Annotated in this window: 25 protein-coding genes and 2 tRNA genes; 10 read left to right on the top strand and 17 right to left on the bottom strand. The window is 63.8% G+C overall.

Features of this window, described 5'->3' with window-relative positions:
* The first annotated feature begins 278 nt into the window (after positions 1–278).
* The 6 genes from JQ624_RS17930 (at position 279) to JQ624_RS17905 (ending at position 7,380) form a co-directional block, all read left to right on the top strand.
* Positions 279–1,730, top strand: coding sequence for a cell wall hydrolase (locus tag JQ624_RS17930; protein WP_212420234.1), 1,452 nt, complete (start codon positions 279–281; stop codon positions 1,728–1,730).
* A gap of 291 nt (positions 1,731–2,021) precedes the next feature.
* The gene (locus tag JQ624_RS17925; RefSeq protein WP_212420233.1) at positions 2,022–3,272 is read left to right on the top strand and encodes an MFS transporter; all 1,251 of its coding nucleotides are present in this window, start codon (positions 2,022–2,024) and stop codon (positions 3,270–3,272) included.
* Between the two features lie 43 nt (positions 3,273–3,315).
* Positions 3,316–4,302: an MDR family oxidoreductase gene (locus JQ624_RS17920; protein ID WP_212420232.1), complete on the top strand. Its 987-nt coding sequence runs from the start codon at positions 3,316–3,318 to the stop codon at positions 4,300–4,302.
* Between the two features lie 162 nt (positions 4,303–4,464).
* Entirely contained in the window at positions 4,465–5,079 is a 615-nt protein-coding gene (locus JQ624_RS17915) for a hypothetical protein (RefSeq protein WP_212420231.1), read from the top strand.
* A gap of 209 nt (positions 5,080–5,288) precedes the next feature.
* Positions 5,289–5,522: a DUF6894 family protein gene (locus JQ624_RS17910; RefSeq protein WP_212420409.1), complete on the top strand. Its 234-nt coding sequence runs from the start codon at positions 5,289–5,291 to the stop codon at positions 5,520–5,522.
* Positions 5,523–5,691: 169 nt separating this feature from the next.
* Entirely contained in the window at positions 5,692–7,380 is a 1,689-nt protein-coding gene (locus tag JQ624_RS17905) for a methyl-accepting chemotaxis protein (RefSeq protein WP_212420230.1), read from the top strand.
* A gap of 4 nt (positions 7,381–7,384) precedes the next feature.
* Here the strand turns inward: JQ624_RS17905 and JQ624_RS17900 are convergent, their stop codons facing one another.
* The 5 genes from JQ624_RS17900 to JQ624_RS17880 all read right to left on the bottom strand — a co-directional run bounded on the left by JQ624_RS17900 (position 7,385) and on the right by JQ624_RS17880 (position 12,919).
* Positions 7,385–10,093 (bottom strand): DUF2339 domain-containing protein, encoded by a 2,709-nt coding sequence (locus JQ624_RS17900; protein ID WP_212420229.1) that lies wholly within the window; start codon positions 10,091–10,093, stop codon positions 7,385–7,387.
* A gap of 104 nt (positions 10,094–10,197) precedes the next feature.
* Positions 10,198–10,704: a tyrosine phosphatase family protein gene (locus JQ624_RS17895; RefSeq protein WP_212420228.1), complete on the bottom strand. Its 507-nt coding sequence runs from the start codon at positions 10,702–10,704 to the stop codon at positions 10,198–10,200.
* An 88-nt stretch (positions 10,705–10,792) separates the two neighbouring features.
* On the bottom strand, positions 10,793–11,404 hold the full coding sequence (locus JQ624_RS17890) for a YfbR-like 5'-deoxynucleotidase (RefSeq protein WP_212420227.1): 612 nt from the start codon (positions 11,402–11,404) through the stop codon (positions 10,793–10,795).
* On the bottom strand, positions 11,401–12,027 hold the full coding sequence (locus tag JQ624_RS17885) for a DNA-3-methyladenine glycosylase I (protein ID WP_212420226.1): 627 nt from the start codon (positions 12,025–12,027) through the stop codon (positions 11,401–11,403). The genes JQ624_RS17890 and JQ624_RS17885 overlap by 4 nt, the downstream gene beginning before the upstream one ends.
* Before the next feature lie 10 nt (positions 12,028–12,037).
* Positions 12,038–12,919, bottom strand: a complete 882-nt coding sequence (locus tag JQ624_RS17880; protein ID WP_212420225.1) for a folate-binding protein YgfZ — start codon at positions 12,917–12,919, stop codon at positions 12,038–12,040.
* A 150-nt stretch (positions 12,920–13,069) separates the two neighbouring features.
* On the opposite strand from JQ624_RS17880, the gene JQ624_RS17875 reads away from it, so the two are divergent.
* The gene (locus tag JQ624_RS17875) at positions 13,070–14,404 is read left to right on the top strand and encodes a dihydroorotase (RefSeq protein ID WP_212420224.1); all 1,335 of its coding nucleotides are present in this window, start codon (positions 13,070–13,072) and stop codon (positions 14,402–14,404) included.
* A 138-nt stretch (positions 14,405–14,542) separates the two neighbouring features.
* On the opposite strand, the gene JQ624_RS17870 is transcribed toward JQ624_RS17875, so the two are convergent.
* The 5 genes from JQ624_RS17870 to JQ624_RS17850 form a co-directional block, all read right to left on the bottom strand.
* Positions 14,543–14,809 (bottom strand): hypothetical protein, encoded by a 267-nt coding sequence (locus JQ624_RS17870; protein WP_212420223.1) that lies wholly within the window; start codon positions 14,807–14,809, stop codon positions 14,543–14,545.
* A gap of 152 nt (positions 14,810–14,961) precedes the next feature.
* Positions 14,962–15,600, bottom strand: coding sequence for an HAD family hydrolase (locus tag JQ624_RS17865; protein ID WP_212420222.1), 639 nt, complete (start codon positions 15,598–15,600; stop codon positions 14,962–14,964).
* Between the two features lie 4 nt (positions 15,601–15,604).
* Entirely contained in the window at positions 15,605–15,982 is a 378-nt protein-coding gene (locus tag JQ624_RS17860; RefSeq protein ID WP_108518562.1) for a TIGR02301 family protein, read from the bottom strand.
* A gap of 20 nt (positions 15,983–16,002) precedes the next feature.
* A complete protein-coding gene (locus tag JQ624_RS17855; protein WP_212420221.1) occupies positions 16,003–16,464 on the bottom strand; it encodes an NUDIX hydrolase in 462 nt (153 codons plus the stop codon).
* Positions 16,465–16,555: 91 nt separating this feature from the next.
* Positions 16,556–17,068: a hypothetical protein gene (locus JQ624_RS17850; protein WP_409334345.1), complete on the bottom strand. Its 513-nt coding sequence runs from the start codon at positions 17,066–17,068 to the stop codon at positions 16,556–16,558.
* Between the two features lie 62 nt (positions 17,069–17,130).
* Between JQ624_RS17850 and JQ624_RS17845 the strand changes: the two genes are divergently transcribed.
* Entirely contained in the window at positions 17,131–17,895 is a 765-nt protein-coding gene (locus JQ624_RS17845; RefSeq protein WP_212420219.1) for an SOS response-associated peptidase, read from the top strand.
* A 157-nt stretch (positions 17,896–18,052) separates the two neighbouring features.
* Here JQ624_RS17845 and JQ624_RS17840 read toward each other — a convergent pair whose 3' ends face one another.
* Genes JQ624_RS17840 through JQ624_RS17825 form a run of 4 tightly spaced genes read right to left on the bottom strand, consistent with a single transcriptional unit; the run spans position 18,053 to position 21,561 of the window.
* Positions 18,053–18,634: an NUDIX domain-containing protein gene (locus JQ624_RS17840; protein ID WP_212420218.1), complete on the bottom strand. Its 582-nt coding sequence runs from the start codon at positions 18,632–18,634 to the stop codon at positions 18,053–18,055.
* A 14-nt stretch (positions 18,635–18,648) separates the two neighbouring features.
* The gene (locus JQ624_RS17835; protein ID WP_212420408.1) at positions 18,649–19,086 is read right to left on the bottom strand and encodes a GNAT family acetyltransferase; all 438 of its coding nucleotides are present in this window, start codon (positions 19,084–19,086) and stop codon (positions 18,649–18,651) included.
* A gap of 20 nt (positions 19,087–19,106) precedes the next feature.
* Positions 19,107–20,534, bottom strand: a complete 1,428-nt coding sequence (locus JQ624_RS17830; protein ID WP_212420217.1) for an FAD-binding oxidoreductase — start codon at positions 20,532–20,534, stop codon at positions 19,107–19,109.
* A 34-nt stretch (positions 20,535–20,568) separates the two neighbouring features.
* Complete coding sequence (locus JQ624_RS17825; protein WP_212420216.1) at positions 20,569–21,561, bottom strand: L-threonylcarbamoyladenylate synthase; 993 nt, start codon at positions 21,559–21,561, stop codon at positions 20,569–20,571.
* 69 nt (positions 21,562–21,630) lie between these two features.
* Between JQ624_RS17825 and JQ624_RS17820 the strand changes: the two genes are divergently transcribed.
* Positions 21,631–21,707, top strand: a tRNA-Pro gene (locus tag JQ624_RS17820).
* A gap of 147 nt (positions 21,708–21,854) precedes the next feature.
* On the opposite strand, the gene JQ624_RS17815 is transcribed toward JQ624_RS17820, so the two are convergent.
* From JQ624_RS17815 to JQ624_RS17805, 3 genes are all read right to left on the bottom strand, one after another.
* Complete coding sequence (locus JQ624_RS17815; protein ID WP_312014447.1) at positions 21,855–22,958, bottom strand: site-specific integrase; 1,104 nt, start codon at positions 22,956–22,958, stop codon at positions 21,855–21,857.
* Between the two features lie 444 nt (positions 22,959–23,402).
* Positions 23,403–23,768 (bottom strand): type II toxin-antitoxin system VapC family toxin, encoded by a 366-nt coding sequence (locus JQ624_RS17810; RefSeq protein ID WP_212420215.1) that lies wholly within the window; start codon positions 23,766–23,768, stop codon positions 23,403–23,405.
* Positions 23,762–23,977 (bottom strand): CopG family transcriptional regulator, encoded by a 216-nt coding sequence (locus JQ624_RS17805; RefSeq protein ID WP_212420214.1) that lies wholly within the window; start codon positions 23,975–23,977, stop codon positions 23,762–23,764. Before JQ624_RS17805 ends, JQ624_RS17810 begins: the two co-directional genes overlap by 7 nt.
* A gap of 87 nt (positions 23,978–24,064) precedes the next feature.
* On the opposite strand from JQ624_RS17805, the gene JQ624_RS17800 reads away from it, so the two are divergent.
* A tRNA-Glu gene (locus tag JQ624_RS17800) sits at positions 24,065–24,199 on the top strand.
* The last annotated feature ends 87 nt before the right edge of the window (positions 24,200–24,286 follow it).

Here is a 24,286-nt window from a genome sequence, read left to right as displayed (position 1 = left end):
GGATCCAATAGCGTCTATGCGAGCGCATGACGGGTTCCCGTCTTCACACGGCGTACCAATTTCTTCATCAATTTCGTTGACGGGATATTTACCACTTTCATCGAGTGGCCGTTTACCAACGTTTTTGATGCGCTCCGCTAAAATCCTGCAATGTCTTGCGTGTAACACGCAGGCCACGCCGATTAACTCCCCGGCAACCTAAATTCGATACCAACAAAAAAGGTCGAATTGCACGGATGTACTGACGTTCGATCGTGTAAGCGTTGCGTGAGCGTACAATGTTTGTGTTGCGTAGCCAGCCGAAGGGCGCGCGGTTCGCGTCCTTCGGCCTCGGTCTCTGCGTCTTCGCATTGATGCCGACCGAGATCGGATATCAGGATATCGCTTCGCTGCTGGCGCGCCAGCCCGGCGTCGCCGAACGCTGGCAGAAGCGGGTGTTCTCCTCCGCCGGCACCATCCAGGTCGCAACGTTCTCCTTCGGCCGTCCGATCGGAACCTCCTCGCCGCAAACCGCGACTTACCGCCTCGCCAGTCTCGACAACCAAGGCATCGACATCACGGGATCAGTGACGCGCAACCCGCTCGTCGCTCCGCCGCCGCGTTATCACGCCGCCGATTTTCCCAAGGTCGATCGCACCCTGAAAGGCGATCGCCTCATCGTGACGCCGCCGCCTGCGGAAACGGCTGCCCCCGCCGAGCGCGCGCCGGTGACCGAGGACCCCGCGACATCGAATGCATCGGTCAAGGGCGCCAAGACCGCCGAGACGGCGCCGTCCGTCGAGCGCACGCCGCTCGATCCGGAGCTGCAGGCCGCACTGAGCGCGCCACCGCTGGGGCAATTCGACATGTCGCTGTCGCTCGAAACCAGACCTCAGGACGATCTCAAGACTGTTCCGGTAACGCGCGAGGCCGCGCGCACGCCTGCGCCGCCGCGCGATGGTTTCTCCTTCAAGACCTCGAGCCTGTTCTTTGGTTCGTCGCTGGGCTCGCCCGAGAGCATCGAGCGCTGGCGGCCCGGCGAAGAGCCTGTCATCGTGATGCCGGGCGCGATCCCCGATCCCGACATGAAGGTGATGGCCTCGCTGCCGGTCGATGCCGACGGTCCGGTGCGGGCCGGTGAGATGGGCGAGAGCGTTGCGCCGAAGGGCGAGGTCAATTCCGACAACCAGCGCGCCAAGACGCCCGCCGAGCGTCTCGGCCTGTTCGACGAAAAATCGCGCGCCAAGTCGGAGAAATGCCTGGCTGAAGCGGTCTATTTCGAAGCCCGCGGCGAAGCGGTGAGGGGCCAGATCGCGGTGGCGCAGGTGGTGCTGAACCGCGCCTTCTCCGGCAAATATCCCGAAACCGTGTGCGGCGTGGTCTACCAGAACAAGCACCGTCATTTGGCCTGCCAGTTCACCTTCGCCTGCGACAACAACAAGGATGTCATTCGCGAACCCGACATGTGGGATCGCGCGCGGAAAATCGCAAAAGCGATGCTCGACGGCCAGCTCTGGTTGCCGGAAGTCGACAAGTCGACGCACTACCACGCCTATTGGGTGCGGCCGTCCTGGGTCAATGAAATGAAGAAGATGTACAAGACTGGCGTGCACACCTTCTACCGGCCGCGCGCCTGGGGCAACGGCAGCGACGCGCCGAGCTGGGGTACGGCCGCCGAGACCGCGGCGATCTCCGCCAGACTCGCCGAAGCCGCGCAAAGCTCGGCCGAGCAGGTCAGCGCGAAACGGTAAACTCCGCGCTCGTCGTTCCTGCGAAGGCAGGGACCCATAACCAACGAAGCTGAACGACGACTTCCTCAAATTTGCGCGGCCGCGGCGTATGGGTCCCCGCGTTCGCGGGGACGACATCCGGGCGCGTGCGTCAGCCCAACAATTGCACTCATTGTCCTCGCCAATTTTGCAGGGCTGCCCTGCAGCGGAAAATTTTTCTACGGCGCCCCTTGGGCTTTTCATGCATCTGCATTAATTCACCGTGACGTTTCGCCTGGCGGTTCCGGGCGGCGATTGCCCAGGGGAAATAAAATGGCCGTAACCAGCGACGACCTTCGTCCATCTACCGGCCTTGGCACCTGGCGGACGCCGCTGGTGATCATCATCTGCGGATGCCTGATCGCGCTGCTGAGCTTCGGGCCGCGCTCGAGCCTCGGCTTTTTCGTCCAGCCGATGAGCCGCGAGTTCACCTGGGGACGCGACGTCTTCGGCCTCGCGCTGGCGCTGCAGAACCTGTTGTGGGGCCTGGGCCAGCCGATAGCGGGCGCCATCGCCGATCGCTTCGGTATTCTGCGTGTGATGATCGTCGGGGCGCTGCTTTATGCCGGCGGTCTGCTGCTGATGCGTTATTCGACGGCGCCGCTTTCGCTCGACCTCGGTGCCGGTGTTCTGATCGGCTTCGGTCTATCCGGCTGTTCGTTCAACCTGGTATTGTCGGCGTTCAGCAAGCTGCTGCCGCCCGAGAAGCGCGGCTTTGCGCTCGGCGCCGGCACCGCGGCCGGCTCGTTCGGGCAATTCCTGTTCGCGCCGTTCGGCGTCGCGATGATCGACAATTTCGGCTGGCAGGCGGCGCTGACGGTGTTCGCTCTCCTGATGCTCTTGATCGTGCCGCTCTCGCTCGCGATCGCGACACCGCCTTCGACGTCGTCGAACGAGCCTGTCGGGGACCAGCAATCGTTCAAGACCGCGCTGGCGGAGGCGTTCGGCCATCGCTCCTATGTTCTATTGGTGCTCGGCTTCTTCACCTGCGGCTTCCAGCTCGCCTTCATCACGGTGCATCTTCCGGCCTATCTCGCCGACCGCGGCGTCGCGGCGCAGACCGGCGGCTGGGTGGTCGCGGCCATCGGTCTCTTCAACATCATCGGTTCGCTCAGCGTCGGCTGGCTGCAGACCAAATATCCCAAGCGCTATATCCTCTCGATCATCTACTTTGCCCGCGCGCTGTCGATCATGGCGTTCATCTCGTTCCCGATCACCACCTTCTCGGCGATCGTGTTCGGCGCCGCCACCGGCCTGACCTGGCTCTCGACGGTGCCGCCGACCTCGGCGCTGGTGGCGCTGATGTTCGGCACCCGCTGGTTCGCCACACTGTACGGCTTTGCCTTCGTCAGCCATCAGGTCGGCGGCTTCCTCGGTGTCTGGCTCGGCGGCGTGGTGTTCGAGCAGTTCGGCTCCTACACGCCGATCTGGTGGCTCTCGATCATGTTCGGCGTGCTGTCGGCGCTGATCAACCTGCCGATCGTCGAGCAGCCGGTCGCGCGCCCGGTTGCACAACCCGCCTGATGCGGTAAACACTCCCGTCAGAGAAAAGTTCGGGGAGTTTGCCGTGGGAACGTTCAAGGCCATCAGGATCGACAAGGCGGAGAAGGGCACCACCGCCGCACTGACGCAGTTCGACGAAGCCGAGCTGATGGAAGGCGACGTCACGGTTGCGGTCGAGTGGTCGACGCTGAACTACAAGGATGGCCTGGCCGTCACCGGCAAGGCCCCCGTGGTGCGGCGCTTCCCCATGATCGCCGGCATCGATTTCGCCGGCACCGTCGAACAATCCTCGCATCCGGCGTGGAAGGCCGGCGACAAGGTCGTCTGCAATGGCTGGGGCATGGGCGAGACCCATCTCGGCGCCTATGCCGAGAAGGCACGCGTCAAGGGCGACTGGCTGGTGCGGCTGCCCGATCGCATGTCGACGCGTGATGCGATGGCGATCGGCACCGCCGGCTATACCGCGATGCTGTCGGTGCTGGCGCTGGAGAAGCATGGCCTGACGCCTGCGCGCGGCCCTGTCGTGGTGACCGGCGCCGCCGGCGGCGTCGGCTCGGTCGCCACCGCCGTGCTTTCGAAGCTCGGCTACCACGTCATCGCTTCCACCGGGCGGCTGTCGGAGGCTGACTATCTCAAGGGTCTCGGCGCCGCCGAGGTGATCGACCGTGCCGAACTCGCCGGGCCCGCCAAGCCGCTGGCGAAGGAGCGCTGGGCGGGCGGCGTCGACAGCGTCGGCTCGACCACGCTCGCCAACCTGCTCTCGATGACCAAATATGGCGGCGCCATTGCCGCCTGTGGCCTCGCCGCCGGCATGGACCTGCCGTCCTCGGTCGCGCCGTTTATTTTGCGCGGGGTGTGCCTTCTGGGCATCGATTCCGTGATGTGCCCGTTGCCCCAGCGCAAGCTTGCCTGGAACCGTCTTGCCAGCGATTTGGACAAGGGGAAACTCGCTGAAATTACTCAGGAAATCACCCTCGACCAAGTCATCGGAACCGGCGCGCAAATTCTCGCTGGCCAGGTCCGCGGACGAATCGTGGTAAAAATTCTCTAACGGCGTTCAGACTTTACCAACCAACCTGCTCCAATGTTGCCACGGTTGATATGGTAAGCACGGGGTAAAGAGGTCTGCAGCATGGTCCGGCAAACTGGGGTCCCGGTTTTCATGCTCAAGCCAAAGCGGGCGCCCGCGCTCTTGTAAAGTTGGAGTAGCTGCATGCTTGCGCGTTTGGTTCTGGGGGCCGTCACGGCCAGTGCGATGATCGTTCCTGCGCTGGCCGGGGCGATGAATGCCGATGAGGCGCGCAGGTTTGTGGCTGGCAAGATCTTCGCCTTCACCTGCTTTGACGGCACTCGCGGCGCTGGCCGCGTGCTCGACGATCTCGGCGCCGCCGGTTCTATCCAATTCAGCGGCTCGGGCCCGATCCGCCATGTGCGCCTGCCCGGCAACACGCTGCAGATTCGCGGCCAGGCCGTTTGTGCTTCGATCAAGGGACTTCCGTTCGAGCCGTGCTTCAATATCGACAAGCGCGACGATCGCTCGTTCCGCGGCTCCGTCTCGGGCATGGGCTTCGCCTATTGCGATTTCCGCCATCAGGGCGCCTCGCAAATGCTGATGGCGCGCTCCGTGGCGCGGCCGCGCTCGCTGCATCGTCGGGAGGAGCCGTCGCGCGCGGTTGACGCACGTGCCGAAGTGACGGCGCGGGTCGAGACGCCACCGGTCGAGAGCGCCAAACTCGAGCCGGTGAAATCCGAGCCGAAGGCGGAGCAGGCGAAGTCTGAACCGGCCAAGGCCGAGAGTGCGCCGGAGCTGCGCCGCTCGACCGATTGATCGCCAAAACATCGCAAGACGGCAATGAGCGGCCTCGGAATCGGGGGCATGCTGCCGGTCCGAGAGTCGTCGCACGGCATCCCGCCTTATCCGGCGCCCGCGAACCCGTAGTCATACGGGCTGGCGCATTCATGTCCTGGTAGCGAATCTCATTCCAACTGGTGACCGGCAAAGAAGGCCGGGAGGCGGCCCAACACATGAGATCAATCATGCCGCTGTATTTTTTTCGGATCAGCCACGGCCGCTATGCAGGCGCGTCCGATCAGGGGTCCGAATTTGAAAGCCGCGAGGCCGCCTGGACCGAGATGACCAAGGTCTGCGGCAACCTCCTCGGCAGTCTTTCGCGCAGCCTGAAACAGAATGCCGAATGGCAGATGGAGCTTCTGGACGAAGCCAAGAAGCCGGTGTTCAGGATTCGTCTTGTCGCCGAATCCATTGGCTGATGCTCCAGCCGGCGTGCGTCGCTGCAACCGGTAATTCTACGGAGCGCCGAATTAACCATCGCTTGGAACCTGATGCGTACCGTTGCCGAATATTCCCGGCGCATCGAACATTGACGGCAATCCTTCATAATTCCGCGGCGCCCGTCTCCAACGCTTGAGAGAGCCAGCCATGTCCGCACTTTCCATCCGCGCCAAGGTCATCGCCGTGATTGCATTCATGCTGATCGCGATGTCCTGCATGGGCCTGCTGGCGATCCGCAGCATGCAGGTGATCAACGCCCATACGGTGGAAATCGCCTCGAGCTGGCTTCCGAGCGTCCGGGTGCTCGGTGAACTGCGCGCGGATATCAATCTGTTCCGTATTGCGCTGCGGGCCCACGTCATGGCGGAAACGCTGGAAGCGAAGGCCGCCAACGACAAGAGACTGGCCAGCATCCTCGAAAGGATCGCGAAGGATCGCAAGGCTTACGAGCCTTTGATTTCCACTCCTGAAGAGCGCTCGATCTTCGAGAACTGGGCGCGCGCCTGGGACAAATACATGACCGGCGTTCAGGACGTCATCGAGTTGTCGCGTCAGAGCATCGGCCGGATTCCCCATGAGGCGAGCGAGGCCATCTCCAAGAGGGTTGCGGTGATCGCCGCCGAATCCGATGCGTTCCTGGAAAAATCCATCAATCTCAACAATGCGGGCGCAGACACCGCGACCCGGCAAGCCGCGGAAGGTTATAATCTCGCGTTCTGGACCGTCTTGGGCATTGTCGCTGCCGTCATCATCTGCGGTGTCGGCGTGGGGATCTATCTGGTTCGCGACCTATCGAGCGGGATTGTCTCCATCGTGAAGCCGATGCAGGCGCTGGGAAACGGCGACCTGAGCGCCGCAGTGACGCGCCGCGGTGAGAAGACCGAAATCGGCGCCATGGCGGACGCGTTGCAGGTATTCAAGGATGCGCTGATTGCCAAGAAGGCTGCCGATGAAGCCGCTGCCCGCGATGCCGAAGCCAAGATCGAGCGCGGCCGTCGTGTCGACGGCATCACGCGGGACTTCGAAGCCATGATCGGCGAGATCGTCGAAACCGTTTCTTCGGCCTCGACCGAGCTCGAGGCTTCCGCAGGCACGCTGACCTCGACCGCGGAGCGTGCGCAGGAGCTCGCCACCACCGTCTCGGCAGCCTCGGAGGAAGCCTCCACCAATGTGCAGTCGGTCGCATCTGCCACCGAGGAAATGGCGTCCTCGGTCAACGAGATCAGCCGGCAGGTGCAGGAATCCGCGCGGATGGCCAGCGAAGCCGTGGATCAGGCGTCAAGGACCAACGATCGGGTCGGCGAACTGTCGAAGGCCGCCGCCCGCATCGGCGACGTGATCGAGCTGATCAACAACATCGCGGGCCAGACCAACCTGCTTGCGCTCAACGCCACCATCGAGGCGGCACGTGCCGGTGAAGCCGGCCGTGGCTTCGCGGTCGTTGCGTCCGAGGTGAAGGCGCTGGCCGAACAGACCGCCAAGGCTACCGGCGAGATCGGTCAGCAAATCACCGGTATCCAGGCTGCGACCCAGGATTCGGTCGGCGCCATCCAGGAAATCTCGGGCACCATCGGAAAGCTGTCCGAAATTTCCTCCGCGATCGCAGCCGCCGTGGAAGAGCAGGGCGCGGCGACGCAGGAAATCTCCCGCAACGTGCAGCAGGCCGCGCAGGGGACGCAGATGGTCTCCGCCAACATCACCGATGTGCAGCGCGGCGCGACCGAGACGGAGACGGCCTCGTCACACGTTCTCTCCGCGGCGCAGTTGCTGTCGAGCGACAGCAACCGTCTTAAGGTCGAGGTTGCCAAATTCCTCGAGTCGGTGCGCGCCGCGTAGCTGATCAACTCCCGGTCGGGGCGGCTGGTGCGACCGGCGCTGCCGCCTGCCTGCGGAACAGGATCCGCTGGTACAGCCAGCCGATCGCCACCAGCACCAGGCCGAGGCACATGAAGGACAGCGCACGGTAGACGCCCGTGAGCGTCGACATGTCGATCAGGAAGGCTTTCAGGATCGTCAGTCCGATGACGACCGCTGACGCCAGCCGCGCGCGTTGCGAGTTGAAGAGAATGCCGATACCGAGCAGGGTCACGCCGAACGCCAGCCAGGCGATCGAATAGGTGTATTGCTCGGCGCCGGTGGTCGGGCCGACGGACAAGACCGGGCCGTGATAGATTCTCCGGATTTCAAACGTCACGTAAGCGAGCGCGAGAATGAGCGCTCCCGCCGCGATCGTGTTGGCGTAGCTGACCGGACGCCGGCCCGCCACCGCATAGGATAACAGCAGCGCAAGCACGGCGGGCAGGGCATAGCCGAGCAGCAGCAGGTTGATGACAGCGCCGCCGACGTCGATGTACCAGAGAATCGGATTTTCCAGCACCATCAGCCCGAACAGCGCCGCCAGGCCCGCAAACGCGGTGAGCAGAACCGCGCCGGCATTGTGAATGACGCTGCCGGTGCGCACGCGCAGGCGCTCCAGCCCGATCGCCATCGCCAGCGCCACGCCGACCTGCAACGCAACCTCGGTAAGGCCGGCGCTCTGCCGATACACATCGCCATTGTTGACGGCATGGCGGATTTCCATGAACGCCAGCAGCACCGTGAACAGGATCGCCGCCGCCTCCACCGTCCGCAGCGGCGCGTCATCACCGCCGCGGCGCAGGAAGATGCTGCCGGCCCAGAACGAGAGCGCCGGAATGCCATAGCCCCACAGCAGCCAGTTGAAGATCGGCGTGGTGCCGACGGCCTGGCCCACGATGCGCGGCTCGTAGCCGATCCGCAGCACCACAATGCCGGCGAGGATGGCCGCGAGCGTGCGCAGGAACGCGATCGGCCGCTGCGTCGAAATCCAGGCGGTGCCTGCCGACATCAGCGCCAGCGCGATCGTAAGCCAGCCCTTTTCCAGCGCAAAGGTCAGCGCCAGCGCCAGCGCTGCGAGCGTGCCGGTCGCAAACAGCGCGATCGAGGCCTGCAGCCCCGGCCGGTCCTCGCGCTTTGAGAGGATCTCGGTCGCGGCGGCATAGGCCGCAGCCAGCATCACCGCGAGAATTGCAAACGGGATCGAGCGGTCGAGATGCGCGATGCGGGCGTAGAGCGCGACCAGCAGCGCCAGCGGCGTGAACACCGCCGCAGCCGACCAGATCACCGGTATGACCGGCCCCGCGAAGCGGCCCTGCGCCAGAAATCCTGCGACGCCAAAACCTGCGGCGAAGATCGCGGCCGATATCAGGTGCAGCGACACCGATCCGTCCGTTGCGCTCGGCCCGATGCCTTGCAGCGGGCCGCCGGGCAGCACCAGCATGTCCGGATTGGCGCGAATGACCCATTCGGCGAATACGACAAACACCAACGCAGCCGCGGCCCCGACCGCGCCGGCGGCGGCATCGCTGCGCCAGGCGACCAGGAGACTGCCGGCCACCAGCAGGCCGAACACGATCATCGCCGTGTCGGCATGAAAGCTGTTCAGCACGATCAAGGTTGCGCCGAGCAGATAGGCCGCGAGCGAGCCGGATGAGATCGGCTCGACCTGGCCCTCGTCGGCGGGCGGACCGAACATGAAGCCGCACACCACCAGCAAGGCGGCGAGAATGAAACCGGCGAGCACGTGGAACGCATGCGGGCCGACCATCGACGGACCGCATTGCAGGCAGGGGAATGTCCACAACAGCGCGAACGCGATCGTGGTGACCGCAAGCCAGCGCCACAGCCTGACACGCGCCAGGCCGAACGCCGCGGCGGTGACGATCGCGAGATAGATGTAGAGCGCCCAGAAGTCCGGCTTGCCGGACGAGACCAGGACCGGCGTTACGAAGGCGCCGACGACGCCGAGACCGGCGAGCGCCGGGCCGTGCAACAGCGCTGCGGCCAGCGTGCCCAGCGCCACCAGTCCCAGCAGGATGAAAGCGGTGGCCGGCACCAGGAAGCCGTACAGCGCATAGGCCGCATACACCGTGGCAAACGCGACTGCCGTGCCGGCGGCCGTCAGGATGGCCGGGATATTGGCGATCGGCAGCGCTGCGATGGAAGACACGCTCTCCTTGCGGCGGGTCCATTCGCCGGCCAGCAGCAGGGCCAGCGCGAACAGGCCGCCCAGCATCGTACGGACGCCAGGACCGAGCAGGCCGGCCTCGATCGAATAGCGCACCATGAAGAACCCGCCGAGCGCCAGCGTCAGCCCACCGACCCACACTACCCAGCGGGTGCCGATCGTCTCCTCGAAGCCGCGGTCGGGCTGCGGCAACGGTGGTGGTGGTGCCGTTCCGCTGGCGGTCTGCTCTGTCGCGTCAGCGGACGCAGCGGGAGCGATCGACTCAACGTCAGGGATGATGGGCGGTGGCTCCGGCGTGACCCCGGGCGAGGCCGGCGGCAATGTCTGCTCGAACGCCTCCAGCGGCGTCAGGGGCGGCGGCATGGGCGTCGCGGTGGCGGCTGTCGCCCCGATCGCTTCCAGCCGCGCTCGCAGCTCTGCAACCTGATTCATGGCCTTCCGCGCGAAGATCAGGGCGACGATTGCGATCACGAGCGCGAAGAAAACGAAGGGGTCGTCGAACATCTGGCCTCCAGGCGGGCGCGTCAAAGAGTTAACCGGCCACGTCGGCAGCCCGGTTGCAATCCAGTGAGTGCAGCTTTACCCGCTAAAAGTTCAAATCTGCCGCCCTATTCCAGATCGAGCTGGAACGGCCGGCCCTCGACGGTCATGCTGCCGGGGCCCATTTCGTCGAGGGCGCGCAGCATCCGGCCCTCACGCCCCAGCGCCTTGTCGGCGAGGCTGACGATCAGCCGGTTGGGAGAAGCGATCGGGGAGCGGGCGCGAATTTGCCGGGCGATCTCGATCTCGTCGCGATGCGGATTGAGCATGCAGGCGGCGGCAAAGGCGCTCGCGGTCGAGCGGCTGATGCCGGCATAGCAATGCACCACCATCGGCGCGCTGCGGTCCCAATTGCGGACGAAGTTCAGCACCCTCTCGATATGCTGGTCGGATGGCGCGACGAAGCCGTCCATTTGCTCGGTGATGTCGTCCATCGACACTTTCAGGTGGTTGACCTCGAGAATCGAAGCCGGCCGTTGCACCTGATCGACATTGGCCATCACGGTGAGGATGTGGCTGGCGCCGGTGGCTCTTACGGTCTCGGGAAGTGCGGCAAGCGAACAGACGTGAAGCATGGCGATCCTTCGAAGCGTTCCCTAGTCCTAATTTATCGCAATTATAGGCCCGCGGGTGGGGCGGTGAAAGCAGGTTTGCACGGGGCAATCAACCAAGCAGCAGCTTGAATCGCGCCAAAAACTGCTTCTCGGCCCGGGCCGCGGTCCACGGGGTCAGATAGTCGCGCACCGTGGCTTCGGGCAGGCCAGGATCCCTGCCGAACAGGCGCTTCGCCTCGGCTTGCGAAAATCCCGCCAGGTGGGTGGCTTCGAGATAGGCCGCGCCGCGATCGGCCGCCTTGATGGCTTTGGTGATTTCATCGGCGAGAGTTGGCGGCAGGCCGAAGCGGATATGGATCGCCGCGAGCAGGCGCTTCTCCACCACCTTGTAGTCGCCGCCGAGCACCGCCTTGAACGGCGAGATCATGTCGCCGATGACATATTCCGGAGCGTCGTGCAGCAGCGCTGCAATCCGGAAGCGGACGTCGACGCGCGGCATCTGCTCGCGCATGACGGTTTCCACCAGCAGCGTGTGCTGCGCCACCGAGAAAATATGTGCGCCGCTGGTCTGGCCGTTCCAGCGCGCAACGCGCGCCAGGCCATGGGCGATGTCGGCGATCTCGATATCGAGCGGGGAGGGGTCGAGCAGGTCGAGCCGCCGCCCCGACAGCATCCGCTGCCAGGCGCGGTTGGCGATGCTGGACGATTTTCGCGTCGTCATTTGGCCTTGAGGCGGGGCTTGCGAAGTTTGCCGCTGCAGTTCTCGTGGCAGAAGCAGGTGACCAGATGATCGTTGACCATGCCGGTGGCCTGCATGAAGGCATAGACGATGGTCGGACCGACGAATTTGAAGCCGCGCGCGCCGAGCTCCTTTGAAATCTTGACCGAGAGCGGCGTCGAGGCTGGCACGCTGGCGGTGGTCTTGAACTGGTTGACGACGGGCTTGCCGTCGACGAAGTCCCACAGAAATTTGGAGAAGCCCGGGCCTTCTTCCATGATCTTCAAATAGGACTTTGCGCTGTTGACGGCGCCTTCGATCTTGGCCCGGTTGCGCACGATGCCGGTATCGTTCATCAGCGCATGGATCTTCTTGTCGCTGTAGCGCGCGATCTTTTCCGGCTGAAAATCGTCGAACGCTTTGCGGAAGTTCTCGCGCTTGCGCAGAATCGTGATCCACGACAGCCCGGCCTGAAAGCCGTCGAGGATCAGCTTTTCATAGAGCGCGCGGTCATCATACTCCGGCACGCCCCACTCGGTGTCGTGATAGGCCATGTAGAACGGGTCTTCGCCGGGCCACGGGCAGCGCATCTTGCCGTCGGGGTGCAGGCGCGCGGAGCGGCTCATAGGAATTTGCTCATGCGACGGTCTGCTTCGGTGGGGTGCGAACGTCGTTCGGGTCGGTCAGCCGGATCGCAAGGCCGCCGGCCGTCAACGGCAGTCCCGCGTCGAGCGCATCCGCAACGCGGTCGATCCGGACCAGCGCGAGACCGTGGCCGCCGGCGGTCGATCCCATGGTGCCGACCTGCTTGTCGCCGCCGAGAACGGCAACGCCGGTCTCCGGCGAAAAGTCCTCGAGCGTGACCCGCACGATCCGCGTCCGTGCGGTGCCGCGATGCTGCATCCGCGACACCACCTCCTGGCCGACATAGCAGCCCTTGTCGAAATCGACGCCGTGCAGGCGATCCATATTGGTCTCGTGCGGAAACGCGTCGCTGTACATGAAATCGAGCCCGCCGCGCGGCACGCCCGAGGCGATGCGATGGGCCTCATAGGCGTCACTGTCTCTGAGATCGGCGCCGATCAGGTCGGCCACCTTCTGCTTGAGATCTTCGGGCACGAGAATGCGCCAGCCCAGCGCCTCATGCCGCGGATCGGCAAAAGCCAGATCGGGTTTCACGGCCGGCTCGCCGTCCCATACCGCCAGCACGCCCATGCTGTCGGAGATATTCTCCACCGCGACCTTGGCGCGCAGCTTATAGAAGCCGAGCTTGTCGGCGAGGTTCTGCGCCAGCGCGCGGGGCGCGTCGATCAGGAAGCCGCCGCCATGGCCGGCCGGGGCTTCGGTGATCAGGAAGTCGGCCGTGATCTTGCCCTGCGGCGTCAGTAGCGCGCCGAACCGGCCAAGGCCGGGTTGCAGCAGCGTGACGTCTGTGGTGACGAGGCCATTGAGGAAGTTGCGGGCATCCTCGCCGCTGACCTTGACCACGCCCCGGTCCGGAAGAAACGCTGCTTTCATAAGCTAAATCGGCCTCTTTTGACGTGCTTTTTGAAGTTGGCTTTCAAGTTCCTGGGGAAACGCAGGAGCCGGATATCACATGCGAACGTAAGGCGCTAAGGTGCTGTCAACAAGGCCTTAAAGCGAGCGCCCGAGGACCATGAATCACCGATGAATCAGCGATTTGACACCATTCTAAAATCCGGCACCGTGGTCAATCAGGACGGCGAGGGCATCCGCGACGTCGGCATTACCAATGGTCGGATCGCCGCGATCGGCGGGCTCGGACAGGCCTCCGCCGGCGAGACGATCGACTGCAAGGGCCTGCACATCCTGCCCGGTGTGATGGATACGCAGGTGCATTTCCGCGAGCCGGGCCAGACGCATAAGGAAGATCTTGAAACCGGATCGCGCAGCGCCGTAATGGGTGGCGTCACCGCCGTGTTCGAAATGCCGAACACCGATCCCTTGACCGTCACGGAAGCCAACTTCACCGACAAGGTGAAGCGCGGCCGTCACCGCATGCATTGCGATTTTGCCTTTTTCATCGGCGGCACCCGCGAGAACGTTGCTGATCTCCCCGAGCTGGAGCGCGCGCCGGGGTGCGCCGGTGTGAAAGTGTTCATCGGCTCCTCCACCGGTGCGCTGCTGGTCGAGGACGACGAGAGCCTGCGGCGCATCTTCCAGGTGATCCGCCGCCGCGCCGCCTTTCATGCCGAGGACGAATATCGCCTCAACGAGCGCAAGCCGCTCCGCATTGAGGGCGACCCGCGCTCGCATCCGGTATGGCGCGATGAGACTGCAGCGCTGATGGCGACGCAGCGGCTGGTCAATCTCGCGCGCGAGACGGGAAAACGCATCCACGTGCTGCATATCTCGACCAAGCAGGAGATCGAGTATCTGCGGGACCACAAGGATGTCGCGTCCTGCGAGGCGACGCCGCATCACCTCACCATGGCCGCGCCGGAATGTTACGAGCGGCTCGGCACCCGCGCGCAGATGAACCCGCCGGTGCGCTCGGCCGATCACCGCGAAGCCATCTGGTACGGCATCGAGCAGGGCATCATCGACGTGATTGGCTCCGATCACGCGCCGCATACGCTGGAGGAAAAGGCCAAGACCTATCCGGCTTCGCCCTCGGGGATGACGGGGGTGCAGACGCTGGTGCCCTTGATGCTCGATCACGTCAATGCCGGGCGGCTGTCGCTGGCCCGTTTTGTCGATCTCACCAGCGCCGGCCCCGCGCGGCTCTACAACATCGCCTGCAAGGGTCGCATCGCCGCCGGCTATGACGCGGACCTCACCATCGTCGATCTCAAGCGCAGCGAGACCATTACCGACGATTGGGTGGCTTCGCGCGCGGGCTGGACGCCGTATCACGGCGTGCGCGTCACAGGTTGGCCGGTCGGCACGTTCGTGCGCGGCAAGCGCGTGATGTGGCAGGGTGAGGTGACGACGCCTTCAACCGGCGAGCCGGTGCGGTTTCTGGAGACGTTGAAGGCGTAGGGCGAAGTATCGCCCCGGTAACACTGTCGTCACCCGCGAAGGCGGGTGACCCAGTATTCCGGAGACAATAGCATTGAATTGAGGAGCCGCGGCGTACTGGGTCGCCCGGTCAAGCCGGGCGATGACGGCAGTGCAAGCTCACTGCTTCGCCAACTTCAACGAAAACTCGCCGTTCTTCACCCGGCCCGAAAGGCCCTCCACGAATTTCGCCACCGCGTCCTCGCCGTAGGTCGAGACCAGTTCGGCCAGCGCCGTGAACAGGCTCGCCTGCGCGAGGCAGTCGCCGTCGACGCCCTCGTGCCGCGCTTCCGCCCAGGCCTCGTTCAGGTAGCTCAGGGCGGTCTGCTTCTGCTCGAGGTCGGGAAGCGGGTCGCGGGCGATCGGGAAGGAGGCTGGGCGGCTCATGAAGCTCAACGAAATCTGCGCGCGAACCAGGGCGGAACGCATCCTAACGCGGCAAGCTGTAGCATGCGCCGCGGGCGCGGCTAGGCCACATCTTTAGGAAGGGTTAACGGGGTTGCTCGAATTTCAGGCGGCGACAAAAGTTCCCGCGCGTTTCACGTAATGCAACCCAAAATCGCTCCCGGAGTTGCGCAAACATGGTGCGCGCCGGCTTCCAGCAACTCGTCCCGGCTGCCGTAGCCGTACAACACGCCGATGCCCTTCATGCCGTTGTTTTTCGCACCGACCATGTCGTGGCTGCGGTCGCCGATCATCAGGGTTTTGGCCGGATCGACCGACGCCTCTTTCAGCGCGTGTTCCAGCAGGTGCGACTTGTCCGCGCGCGTGCCGTCGAGCTCGGCACCGAACACGCGCTCGAAATGGCTGCGCAGGCCGAAATGGTCGATGATGCGGTCGGCGAAAACGTGCGCCTTGCTGGTGGCGACGAACAGCCGGTGGCCGGAGGCGCAAAGCGTCGTCAGCACGTCGCCGATGCCGTCGTAGACGCGGTTCTCATAGAGGCCGATGTCGGAAAACCGCTCGCGGTAGAGCGCCACCGCGCGATCGGCGGTGTGATCGCCGCCGAGCAATCTCACAAAGCTCGTGCGCAGCGGCGGACCGATGCACCAGGTCAGTTCGTCCTCGGTCGGGATCGTGGGATGATCAAGCCTTTGCAGCGCATATTGGATCGAACGGGTGATGCCCGGCTTGGGGTCCGTCAGCGTTCCATCGAGATCGAAATAGATCGCGTCCATGGGCCTAGTTCGCGTAGCGCGCGGTGAGGTCGCGCGAAATCTTCGAGCCTTCCTCGATATATCTGCGGATCGCGACCGAGGCTGCGGGCGTGCAGGTCCGGTAGGTCTGCTGAAAGCCATTATAGCCGCGGTTGAAGCCCGCGATCATGCGGGCGCGGCGGTCGCCGGACGGGGTTTCGGCGTCGATCAGCGCCTGCATTTCGTTGCGCCATTTCGCCCCTTCATTGGAGCCGCAAATGCCCCGGAGATAGTGCAGGGTGCCGAGAATCTCGGCCAGCCGCTGCAGGTCGCCGTCAAACGGCGCGGCGGCATCCTGGGCCCGCACGGGGGCCAGATGGCATGCCGAGATGAGGATGAGGGCGGCGAGGGCGTGCTTGAGCATTTGAGGGCCGATATGCCCCCTCAATACGCCCGAGGCAAGGTGTGAGGCCCGGGAATGGGCGCCTGGACCAGCTTCCGGGCGGCCTCGATGACCTCCAGGAGGCCGCCGGTGACCTTGAGGTCGCCGAGCGCGTCCGGGGCCAGCCATTTGAAGTCGTCGTGCTCGTCGTTCAGGACCGGCTCCCGGGCCGTCCAGCGCGCCGCGAACGACATGATCAGATAATGCCCGCCGCCGCCGGCCCCGGGCAGCACTTCGCGCCAGCCGGCCAGGCCCAGAATCTCGATTCTTAAGCCCGTTTCCTCGTCCACCTCGCGGTGGAGCGCGGTGTGCAGGGACTCGCCGAATTCGACCCGGCCGCCGGGGAACGAGTAGAAACCCTTGCCCGGCGAGCGCGCGCGGCGGACCAGCAGGACCTTGCCGTCACGGAAAATCGCGCCGCTGACGGCGAGCTGGGGGCGGGTCGGCTGGACAGGGGAAGCCAAGGGTGAATCCGGTAGCAGGGAACTCGCCGTGATCATGCCCGATCGGTTCGCGCAGGTCTAATGCAGCTGATAGCAGCGAAGCGTGGGGCGGCTAGTTCGACATGGCCGCTTCGACGTCGCTCTCGGCGTTGCCGTTGATGACGCCACCGGCCAGCGCCACCAGCGGCTTGACCCAGGCGGTGGCCTGCTCGGCCAGCGTGGCGCGGGTCTTGTCCTGCTGGGCCTCGCGCATCGCGTTGCCCACCGCGGTCAGGATCGAGGTCATGGTCGCCGTGAGATTGTCGAAATTGGCACGGACCTTGGGGTCGGCGCATTCATAGGCCTCGATCGCGAGGTCGCGGGCCTTGAAATTGGAGGCCCAGAAATGCTCGGCGTAGGACAACGGGGTCCAGGTCAGAAAATCCTCCGCGCATTCCGGCATGTCCGGAACCATTTCGAGCAGCATGACGGCTTCGTTGAAATGATTCAGGTAGTCGGTGGCCAGCCCAGTGCGGGGATTGATGTTGGCGGCGCGCAATTGCTCCGCGCGGGCCTCGTCAAAGCGGCCCGTCGGTGGCGGTATTGGGGGATCGGATCGCACTTCTGTGGCGGCCATGGAGGTCATCCATCCCACTGTTAACATCTGGGGTTAACACTCGTTAAACGGAGGCTTATCCTGGTCAGATAATGTGCGGACGTTTTGTCATTACCTCACCGCCCGAGGCACTTCGGCAGATCTTCGGCTATCTTGAGCAGCCCAATTTCCCGCCGCGGTATAATATCGCGCCTACGCAGCCCGTTCCGGTTGTTATCCTGGAAAATGGCGGCCGCCATTTTCGGCTGATGCGCTGGGGACTGATTCCATCGTGGGTGAAAGATCCCCGTAAATTTACGCTGCTGATCAACGCGCGTTCCGAGACGGTTGTGGAGAAGCCGGCGTTCAAGAACGCCATCAAGCGGCGGCGCTGCCTGATTCCGGCCGACGGCTACTACGAATGGCAGGAGGCGAGCGGCCGCAAGCGGCCTTTTTTCATCCACCGGCGCGACGGCCGTCCCGTCGGCTTTGCCGCGCTCGCGGAAACCTGGATGGGGCCGAACGGCGAGGAGACCGACGGTGTCGCCATCGTCACTGCGCCGGCCAGCCGCGACCTCGCAGCTCTGCATCACCGCGTGCCCGTGACGATCGCGCCGGAACAATTCGAGCGCTGGCTCGACGGCCGCGCGTACGACGCCGAGGATGTACTGCCGCTGCTGCGCGGGCCGACTGAGGGCGAGTTCGCCTGGCATGAGATTTCCACGCGCGTCAACCGCGTCGTCAATGACGACGCGCAGCTGCTGCTGCCGATCACCGACGAGGAGCGGGCGGCAGAGGAGCCGAAGCCTGCGAAGCGAGCTGCGCCGCGCAGGGCGACGGCGGCGCCGGAGGATGACGGACAGGGCTCGTTGTTTTGAAGCGGATTCAAATCTGTTCGTTCCCTCGTCGCAATCTCCTGCCAGACCTCATCCTGAGGTGCGTGTCTCGAAGGATGAATGGCACCAGCCGGGCCACATGGTTCGAGACGGCGCTACGCGCCTCCTCACCATGAGGGTTTGATGGTTGCCACGGTCCTCACCGGAAAATATGCAGCGCCGCATATTGCAGCAGCATGATGGTCTTCGCATCCACGATGCGGCCGTCTGATATCATCGCGAGCGCAGAATCGATCGGCAGCTCCAGCACCTCGATGTCCTCGCCTTCATCGGCGAGGCCGCCGCCGCTGCCGACCCGCATCGAGGGATCGTACTCGGCGACGAAGAAGTGCAGTTTCTCGGTCACCGAGCCCGGACTCGAGAAGGCCTCGAAGATTTTCCTGATCTCGCCGAGCCGGTAGCCGGTTTCCTCTTCCGCCTCGGCGCGGATCCGCACCTCGGGCGCTTCGCCGTCCAATACGCCGGCGGCGGCCTCGATCAGGAGATCGTCGTGGCCGTTGACATAGACCGGATAGCGAAACTGGCGGACCAGCACGACCGTGCGCTGCGCAAGATTATAGGGCAGCACCGTTGCGCAGTTGCCGCGGTCATAGGTCTCGCGGGATTGCGTCTGCCACTCGCCATTGGCGCGGCGATATTCGAATGTGGTCTTCTTCAGCAGGTAGTAGTCGTCGGAGAGCACCTCGACGTTCTTGACGCGGACGCGATCGGAGACGGTCATGGGACTCCTTCAGCTCACCGCGGCGGCTCGCGGCCGTCGAGCCATTTGGTGAAGAACAGGACCTGCTGCTCGCCGAATCCGATCGACTGGTAGAACGCGGCGACGCCCGAGTTTTCGGGGCGGACCAGCAATTGCAACTTGGGAACGCGGGCCGCGCGCAGCCAGTCCTCGGCCGCGTTCATGATGGCGCGGCCATAACCTTTGGCGCGGAGATTCGGATCGGTGGCGACGTAATAGACCCAGCCGCGATGGCCATCATGGCCGACCATGGCGGTCGCCACGATCGCGTTATCGTCGCGGCCGATCAGGACGGTTGAATGCGGCCCGCGCCGGGCGAGCGCGATGTCGGCGGCCGGATCGTTCCACGGCCGCGTCAGGCCGCAGGCCTGCCACAGCGCGATCACGGTGGCGACGTCGGCATCCCTGATGTCGGCGATGGCGAGTGTCGAAATTGTCTTCGCAGCGGGCGCGGTCACAGCACCTTCCCCGGATTCATGATGCCGAGCGGGTCGAGCATCACCTTGATGCCGCGCATCAGTTCGATCGCGACCTTGTCCTTGACATCGGGCAATTCGTCGCGCTTGAGCACGCCGATGCCGTGCTCCGCCGAAATCGATCCGCCCATCCGCAGCACGATCGCGAATACCACCTCGTTGACCTCGTGCCAGCGCGACATGAAGTCGGCCGTGTTGCCGCCGATCGGCTGGCTGACATTGTAATGGATATTGCCGTCGCCGAGGTGGCCGAACGGTACCGGCCGCGAGCCCGGGATCAGCTTCACGACGGCCGCGTTGGCTTCTTCGATGAAATCAGGCACGGCCGCGACCGGCACCGAGATATCGTGCTTGATCGAACCGCCTTCCGGCTTCTGCGCCGCCGACATCTCGTCGCGCAGCTTCCAGAAGCCGGCACGCTGGGAGAGATTCGCCGCGATCACGGCGTCGTCGACGATGCCTTCTTCCATGCCCTTGGCGAGAATCGATTCCAGCGCGGCACTGGCGTCGTCACGCGAGGAGGATAACTCCATCAGCACGTACCAGGGATGCTTGGTCTCCAGGGGATCGCGGATGTCGATGCCGTGACGAAGGCTGAAATCGACCGCGATGTCGGCCAGCAATTCGAAACTGGTGAGGCTGCCGGCCGCCTCGTTCTGCGAGATCGACAGCAGCTTCAGCGCCTGCGCCGGCGATTTGAGGCCGACATAGGCGGTCGCCACCGCGTGCGGCTTCGGAAACAGTTTTAGCGTTGCAGCCGTGATGATGCCGAGCGTGCCCTCGGCGCCGATGAAGAGATTGCGCAAATCGTAGCCGGTATTGTCCTTCTTCAGCTTCGAGAGCCCGTTCAGGATCCGGCCATCGGCCAGCACCACTTCCAGCCCGAGCGCCATCTCGCGCGCCACGCCATACGCCAAGGCAGCGGTGCCGCCGGCATTGGTGGAGAGATTGCCGCCGATGGTGCAGCTTCCTTCCGCGCCGAGCGACAGCGGAAATAGCCGGTCGACCTCGGCCGCGCGCTGCTGCGCAATCTGCAACACCACGCCGGCTTCGCAGGTCATGGTGTTGGAGGCGGGATCGATCTCGCGGATCTTGTCCAGCCGTCGCATCGAGACGACCACTTCGCCGTGATGCGGGGTCTGGCCGCCGACGAGACCGGTATTGCCGCCCTGCGGCACCAGCGCGATCCTGTGCTCGCTGGCGAGCTTGCAGATCGCGGACACTTCCGCCGTCGAGCCGGGCCGCAACACCAATGGCGAGCGGCCGTGAAACAGGTCGCGTTCCTCGGTGACGTAGGGCGCGATATCGGCGGCATCGGTCACCGCATATTTGTCGCCGACAACAGCACGAAACTTTGCGATCAACTCGGGCGGAAGCGGGGGCACGGTGCCTTGAACGATATTCATTGTCGTCTTCTCTTTTTCTTTCATTCCCGCCCGATCAATCTCGTCCGACCGCTGCGCGGCGCAGCCGGTCGTTGATGGCTTCGCCCAATCCCTCTTTCGGGATGGACATCACCGCGATGGTGCCCACGCCTTTGCCGTCGAGCGCGCGCAGATGGCCGAACAGGTTGGCGGCGGCCTCCGCAAGATCGCCACGCTCCGACAGATTCATCACCGCGGAGGCGGCGTCAATTCCCGAAATTGCTCCGAGGCCAAACGCGAGCAATGCTTCGCCGGCTTCGAGCTTGACGGCATTGAGCCGCACTTTCGCACGCGGCGCGTAATGGGATGCCAGCATGCCGGGCGCCAGCGGTTGTCCGCTGTCGCTTTCGGCATCAGCGGACGCTTGCCTCAGCGCGCGGCCCAGCACGCGCTCGATCTCTGCGCGCGGCAGGCCGCCGGGACGCAACAGCATCGGTTCATCGAAGCAGCCGACGATCGTGGATTCGACGCCGACGGCGACCGGCCCGCCATCGACGATCAGGTCGATCCGCCCCGCGAGGTCGCTTTGTACATGCGCGGCCGTGGTCGGGGAGACGTGACCCGAGAGATTGGCTGACGGCGCCACCACGGGACCGCCGAAGGTTCGCAGGATGTCGCGCGCCACGGGGTGGGCCGGGATCCGGATCGCCACCGTGTCGAGGCCGGCGGTGGCGAGGTCGGCCACCGCGCAATCCGGCATTTTCGGCAGCACCAGCGTCAGCGGTCCGGGCCAGAACGCCTCGGCAAGCGCCATCGCCGCCGCATCAAAGCGCGCGATTTTGCGGGCAGCGGCGATATCGCCGACATGGGCGATCAAGGGATTGAAGGCCGGCCGGCCCTTGGCCTGGTAGAGGTGGGCGATCGCCGCTGAATTGGTGGCATCGGCGCCGAGGCCGTAGACGGTTTCGGTCGGGAACGCGACCAGCCCGCCTTCGGCCAGGACACGCGCCGCCGCCGCCACGGCGGCCTCGCCGGCGGACAAAATCTGGGTTTTCAGGCGAACATCCACTGTGATTAATTTCCTTAAATCGGCTGCTTGCGGTCGCCGAGACCCAAGGCTATAAGCCGCGTTCCAAGTCGGAGTGTGGCTCAGCCCGGTAGAGCACTGCGTTCGGGACGCAGGGGTCGCAGGTTCGAATCCTGCCACTCCGACCATGATTTTCTTACGCTTTTCGTCTTCTTTCACGATGGGCGGCCAAGTCAACCCCGCGATCAACCCCAGATACGATGTTCTTGCTTGGTTTCGTCGTGATGGCGGCGGCCGCCTCGCGCAAGAACTCCGGGTGATGGTGGCCATAGGTATCAAGCAACACCTCGACCGACATCCCGAGAAAACCCGCCGCTTTCCACGGATCCGCGCCACGCTGCATCAGCCAGGTCGCGGCCGTGTGCCTCAAGCGGAGTTACCTTGCCAGCTTCCGTGGATAGCTTGGCGAGTCCAACGGCGCTTCGGAACCCCGACTTGACGGATTTGACCGCCGCGCCGTTGAACTCGACAAAGTGCGAGTCGATGGCGCCCGTCCTGACCCAGCGGCGCATATGGGCGAGCAATCGGTCAGCAATTGGCGCTGGCGGTTGCCGCTTTTTGGTCGGACGCCGTCCCTGGGCGAGTCGATAAAAGATGCCGTTTTCAAGATCGACATACGATCGGCCCGTTTCACGGTAGGGCGACGCTGACGCGATAGCGCCGGCCCGGGTGCCGGTATAGAGGCCGATCAGAATAAAGCGCGCGATATGGCGAAGCGGGCGCTTGCCGGTTTCAATCTTTTGATTCTTGAGAGGTCCGCGATGCCGTGTCTGGACTTCGCGGTACCGCCAGCACGCCCATAACAATGCTGCCGCTTCGCTGCGACTCAGCCATCGATCACGACCTGGTCCTTTTGCAGGAAGCGCGACGCGAACCAACCCGCGGTGCAGACCTTCACGCGCATGGTGATTGATTGCTGCACGCAGATCTTCCAGATCGCGACGGGCCCCTCCGGGCCGCCCGCGGGCTTTCACATACTGCCCGCAAGTCTGCGCATTCACCTCAGCCAGCATCTTGCCGCCGAAGAAATCGTTCAGACGACCGATCCGGTCGGCGAACTCGGTTACTTCAGACTGCGGGGAGCCTCGTTCTATGTAAATCGCCTCGCGATGGGCGTGATAGATCGCAAGCACATCGGCGACATCGATGTCTTCAATGTCGCGAACGCGACGCGGGGGACGGTACTTCGAAGTGATATACCTTACGAGGGCGTCTTCGGCGGCCTTCGGCGGCTTTCGCTCAGCCTCGCTCGCAAAGACTCCTGTGGCAACCTCGCGGTCTCCATCGCGGATGGTCCAGACGGCGTTGGCGATGAGACGCCCGTTTCTTCTCTTGGCCTTGCGTTTGTAGAGTCTCGGGCCTTTGCTGATACGCGGCATAGCTCCCTCATGCGCTCGATATGTGCCAGCGTCGTAAAATCCTTACCGGCGATGCGCTCGATGATGAGGCGACCGCGCAAAGCTTCCTTGCGAAGCCCAGAACTCGTCATCGATCCATCGGGAAATGCCAGCGAAGCTGCGGTGGACAGTCGAATTGGGTCGTTGGGAGCAATTTCGCTTCGACGGTTTGTTGGTGCGTCCATGGTCGCAGACTCGCTGGATTTCGTCGACGTTGCGCAGCCAGTTGCGCATCCCAGCGATGTTGCCCGTCCTCGCGACCAAAGAAAACGACGCTCTCGGTCCAGATTGAGTAACCCGCGTCGCACGCCAGCGTATTCTTGCGAACCCGCGCGCAGAGAAACCTGAGTCAGCAAAGCGTGGCGAAGTAGAATTACTTGCGTGTTTCGCAGACACTCTCAACATTGGATATCTCGATCGCTATCTTCATAGCTTGTATGGTGCGCGGACACCGGGATCGCCAGCCGGGAAATCCTTGATGTTGCGCGTGACGAGCAACATGGCATGCACCTGTGCTGTCGCCCAGATCACCGCATCTGGTAACTTGATCCGATGGCTTCGACGAAGACGAACGGCGCGTTCCGCGACCAGCTCATCGACTGCGACGACATCGAAGCCGCTAAGGAAGCTGCGCGTCGCGCCTTCAAGATCATGATCGGCGCCAACCATGACCTCCATCCATGTAATGATACTGATTGCTTTTTTCGTATAGCGCTGAAGTTCTGTGCGGGCTTCGGGAACAGCATTGAGGTAGTCGACCAGAATATTGGTGTCGAACAGTGCCTTCACCATTCGCGACGCACTTTCTCCTGATAGGCCAAGCCGTCCACCTTGCGCTTGCCCCAGAGGCCAAAGGCATCATCTTCTTGCTTGCTGTGCCGCTTCGCGAGATAGTCGTCGATCGCCTGACGAATGAGAGCCGCGCGCGACCGCTTGTCCTTCTTCGACAGTTCGTCCAGCGCTTGGATTTGGCCATCGCCGAGATCAACCAGCGTTCGCATGGTTAGGACTCCTGATATATGATATCAATATCATATATCAATTCGCCGAAAACGCAAACCCAATCGCGCTGTCTGCTAAGGGCGATGGCTCACTTGGGCGACGGCTCTAAGTCAGCGCATCTCATTTCGAAGCAACAACCTAATCCTTGGATGCTCATCGAACTGAATGGCCTTAGCCCTCTCAAGGCTGAAACAGGGGTTCGATTCCCCTAGGGAGCGCCAGCGGCTCAAGAAGCGCTGATAGATCAAAAACATCCCGCAAATCATGGCTTTGTCTGCTGTATGGTGGTAGCAGAAGGTCATAGCTTT

It is taken from the genome of Bradyrhizobium sp. AUGA SZCCT0283 (assembly GCF_018130385.1).
GTDB lineage: Bacteria > Pseudomonadota > Alphaproteobacteria > Rhizobiales > Xanthobacteraceae > Bradyrhizobium.
The sequence above is the reverse complement of the archived record's forward strand: the minus strand, read 5'-3'. Positions and strand labels throughout refer to the sequence as shown.

Bases quoted from the DNA above. Each gene is read 5' to 3' on its own strand.
- JQ624_RS17890 (WP_212420227.1), bottom strand. From the start codon at position 11,404: ATGACGACGCGAAAATCGTCCAGCATCGCCAACCGCGCCTGGCAGCGG.
- JQ624_RS17905 (WP_212420230.1), top strand. From the start codon at position 5,692: ATGTCCGCACTTTCCATCCGCGCCAAGGTCATCGCCGTGATTGCATTC.
- JQ624_RS17875 (WP_212420224.1), top strand. From the start codon at position 13,070: ATGAATCAGCGATTTGACACCATTCTAAAATCCGGCACCGTGGTCAAT.
- JQ624_RS17810 (WP_212420215.1), bottom strand. From the start codon at position 23,768: ATGGTGAAGGCACTGTTCGACACCAATATTCTGGTCGACTACCTCAAT.
- JQ624_RS17865 (WP_212420222.1), bottom strand. From the start codon at position 15,600: ATGGACGCGATCTATTTCGATCTCGATGGAACGCTGACGGACCCCAAG.
- JQ624_RS17925 (WP_212420233.1), top strand. From the start codon at position 2,022: ATGGCCGTAACCAGCGACGACCTTCGTCCATCTACCGGCCTTGGCACC.
- JQ624_RS17840 (WP_212420218.1), bottom strand. From the start codon at position 18,634: ATGACCGTCTCCGATCGCGTCCGCGTCAAGAACGTCGAGGTGCTCTCC.
- JQ624_RS17860 (WP_108518562.1), bottom strand. From the start codon at position 15,982: ATGCTCAAGCACGCCCTCGCCGCCCTCATCCTCATCTCGGCATGCCAT.
- JQ624_RS17805 (WP_212420214.1), bottom strand. From the start codon at position 23,977: ATGCGAACGCTGGTTGATCTCGGCGATGGCCAAATCCAAGCGCTGGAC.
- JQ624_RS17845 (WP_212420219.1), top strand. From the start codon at position 17,131: ATGTGCGGACGTTTTGTCATTACCTCACCGCCCGAGGCACTTCGGCAG.
- JQ624_RS17895 (WP_212420228.1), bottom strand. From the start codon at position 10,704: ATGCTTCACGTCTGTTCGCTTGCCGCACTTCCCGAGACCGTAAGAGCC.
- JQ624_RS17870 (WP_212420223.1), bottom strand. From the start codon at position 14,809: ATGAGCCGCCCAGCCTCCTTCCCGATCGCCCGCGACCCGCTTCCCGAC.
- JQ624_RS17880 (WP_212420225.1), bottom strand. From the start codon at position 12,919: ATGAAAGCAGCGTTTCTTCCGGACCGGGGCGTGGTCAAGGTCAGCGGC.
- JQ624_RS17930 (WP_212420234.1), top strand. From the start codon at position 279: ATGTTTGTGTTGCGTAGCCAGCCGAAGGGCGCGCGGTTCGCGTCCTTC.
- JQ624_RS17915 (WP_212420231.1), top strand. From the start codon at position 4,465: ATGCTTGCGCGTTTGGTTCTGGGGGCCGTCACGGCCAGTGCGATGATC.
- JQ624_RS17910 (WP_212420409.1), top strand. From the start codon at position 5,289: ATGCCGCTGTATTTTTTTCGGATCAGCCACGGCCGCTATGCAGGCGCG.
- JQ624_RS17815 (WP_312014447.1), bottom strand. From the start codon at position 22,958: ATGCCGCGTATCAGCAAAGGCCCGAGACTCTACAAACGCAAGGCCAAG.
- JQ624_RS17900 (WP_212420229.1), bottom strand. From the start codon at position 10,093: ATGTTCGACGACCCCTTCGTTTTCTTCGCGCTCGTGATCGCAATCGTC.
- JQ624_RS17885 (WP_212420226.1), bottom strand. From the start codon at position 12,027: ATGAGCCGCTCCGCGCGCCTGCACCCCGACGGCAAGATGCGCTGCCCG.
- JQ624_RS17830 (WP_212420217.1), bottom strand. From the start codon at position 20,534: ATGAATATCGTTCAAGGCACCGTGCCCCCGCTTCCGCCCGAGTTGATC.
- JQ624_RS17850 (WP_409334345.1), bottom strand. From the start codon at position 17,068: ATGACCTCCATGGCCGCCACAGAAGTGCGATCCGATCCCCCAATACCG.